The 2407-nt window shown below is 67.4% G+C and carries 3 protein-coding genes, 1 pseudogene and 2 riboswitches; all 4 genes and pseudogenes read left to right on the top strand.

Annotated elements, in window-relative coordinates; genetic code table 11:
* Positions 1-138: 138 nt before the first annotated feature.
* Entirely contained in the window at positions 139-474 is a 336-nt protein-coding gene (locus UK23_RS47260) for a hypothetical protein (RefSeq protein WP_330770655.1), read from the top strand.
* A gap of 14 nt (positions 475-488) precedes the next feature.
* Positions 489-791 carry a DUF3817 domain-containing protein gene (locus tag UK23_RS47255; RefSeq protein WP_045318416.1) on the top strand — a complete coding sequence of 101 codons (303 nt, stop codon included), beginning with the start codon at positions 489-491 and terminating at the stop codon, positions 789-791.
* Between the two features lie 45 nt (positions 792-836).
* Positions 837-927: riboswitch (glycine riboswitch) on the top strand.
* Positions 928-1022: riboswitch (glycine riboswitch) on the top strand.
* Positions 1023-1118: 96 nt separating this feature from the next.
* A complete protein-coding gene (gcvT, locus tag UK23_RS47250; RefSeq protein ID WP_045318415.1) occupies positions 1119-2213 on the top strand; it encodes a glycine cleavage system aminomethyltransferase GcvT in 1095 nt (364 codons plus the stop codon).
* 13 nt (positions 2214-2226) lie between these two features.
* Positions 2227-2407: pseudogene (locus UK23_RS47245) on the top strand (serine hydroxymethyltransferase); the annotation flags it as partial.

The raw sequence follows: 2407 nt of genomic DNA, 5'->3' as shown, positions 1-2407 counted from the left end.
AGCCCCCACACCCCAGCCGGGGGCAAGCCCCCGGACCCCCAACCGGGTCGGCCTCCTTCTGGGAGGCCCCACCCAAGTAGTGTGGAGGCCGTGCGCGGCCTCCTTACTCCCCAGCGAGTGTTGATCGGGTTTGCCTGTGTGGTGGCCCTGATCGCCTGTTGCGGGCTCGCGTACTGGCAGTGGCAGCGCTTCGAGTCCGCCAGCGGCACGTTCCAGAACCTCGGTTACGTGCTCCAGTGGCCGCTCTTCGGCCTCTTCCCGGCTTTCATGGTGTGGCGTTTCCGCCGTTTGGCGCGCCAGCGTCGTGACGAGCCTCTCGATGCACCAGAGCCGGTTGCACCCGCCGCGAAGCCGGTGACTACCGTTGACGCCGTCAAACCCGCGCCTGTCGAGCACTTCGACGATCCTGAAGACGCGGAGCTCGCGGCCTACAACCGCATGCTCGCGGACCTCAACGCGCGGGACGGTCGTTGAGCGAAGGCGGGCAGATGAAGGGTGCGTTGACCCGGTTCCGGGTCATGGCTTACGTGGTCGGTGTCTTCCTGCTGCTCCTGTGCGTGGCCATGGTGCTCAAGTACGCCGCGGACATGGGCCAGTTCATGAAGGTCGTCGGCCCGATCCACGGCTTCCTCTACGCCATCTACCTGGTGATTTCGGTCGACCTGGCGCTGAAGCTGCGCTGGTCGATCAAGGGCACCGCCCTCGTGCTGCTCGCCGGGACGATCCCGTTCCTGTCGTTCTGGGCTGAGCGCAAGGTGGTCGAGAAGACTGCGCTGGGCGTGCCGCTGTGACGTTTGGCCTGCTAGCGTCTGGGGCTACCAACTGAACACGGCCGTCGATGTCGCGCGGGAGAGCCCACTTGAGTGTGGGCGCCGAAGGAGCAACTCCTCCCCGGAATCTCTCAGGCACAGATACCGCACGACGAAGGCAACTCTGGAAAGCAGGCTCGTCACGAGCCTCGCCCACGGTGCAAGTCGCGCTCTGCGCGGCGAAGCTCTCAGGCTCATGACAGAGGGGGAGGCTCGCTCTAGTGAGGAGTCTCCGATGGACCGTGTCATTCTTCTGTTGCCTCAGCCGGCCCCCTCCGGCTCTTCGGCGCACCCTGGAGGAGCGTTCTGATGTCCCGCCTCACGCCTCTGAACGCCGAGCACGAGCAGCTCGGCGCGATGTTCACCGACTTCGCGGGCTGGCGGATGCCGCTGCGCTACTCGTCCGAGCTGGCCGAGCACCACGCGGTGCGCACCACCGCGGGCCTCTTCGACCTCACGCACATGGGTGAGATCGTGCTGACCGGACCGCAGGCGGGCATCGCGCTCGACCACGCGCTGGTCGGGCACATCTCGGCGCTCGCCGTCGGCAAGGCCCGCTACACGATGATCACGCAGGCCGATGGCGGCGTCCTCGATGACCTGATCGTGTACAGGTTGGGCGACGAGGAGTTCATGGTCGTCGCCAACGCCTCGAACGCCCAGGTCGTCGCGGATGCTCTCGTCGAGCGCGCCGCCGGGTTCGACACCGTCGTGACGGACAAGTCGACCGAGTACGCGTTGATCGCGATCCAGGGCCCGAAGTCGGTCGAGATCCTCTCCGGACTGACCGACACCGACCTGTCGACGGTGAAGTACTACGCGTCCTACCCGTCCACGGTGGCCGGTGTCGACGCGCTGCTGGCGCGCACGGGTTACACGGGCGAGGAGGGCTTCGAGCTGTTCCTCGCGCCCGCCGACGCCCCGGCCGTGTGGGCCGCGCTGCTGTCCGCGGGCGAGGCGCACGAGCTCAAGCCGTGCGGCCTCGGCTGCCGCGACACGTTGCGTCTCGAAGCCGGAATGCCCTTGTACGGCAACGAGTTGACGACGTCGCTGACCCCGTACCACGCGAACCTCGGCCGTGTCGTGAAGCTGGACAAGCCGGGCGACTTCGTGGGCCGCGACGCGCTGACGAAGGTGTCGGAGTCCGGTGTGGACTCGGTCCTGGTCGGGCTGAAGACCCCCGAGCGCCGCGCCCCGCGGCACGGCTACGCGGTGCTGAACGGCGAGGAGGTCGTCGGCGAGGTCACCTCGGGCGCACTGTCGCCGACGCTCGGCTACTCGGTCGCGATGGCCTACGTGTCGAAGGCGAGTGCCGAGCCAGGCACCCAACTGCTGGTGGACGTCCGCGGCAAGAAGCAGCCGGTCGAGGTCGTCGCACTTCCGTTCTACAAGCGCGCCAAGTAGGGAGATCTTCCAGATGTCCGACCAGTTCAACGCCTCCCTCGCGGAGTACGACCCCGAGGTCGCCGAGGCCGTTGCCGCCGAGCTGGCGCGCCAGCAGGGCACCCTCGAGATGATCGCCTCGGAGAACTTCACGCCCGTCTCGGTGCTGCAGGCACAGGGCTCGGTGCTGACGAACAAGTACGCCGAGGGCTACC

The organism is Lentzea aerocolonigenes (genome assembly GCF_000955955.1).
Lineage (GTDB): Bacteria > Actinomycetota > Actinomycetes > Mycobacteriales > Pseudonocardiaceae > Lentzea > Lentzea aerocolonigenes_A.
The sequence above is the reverse complement of the archived record's forward strand: the minus strand, read 5'-3'. Positions and strand labels throughout refer to the sequence as shown.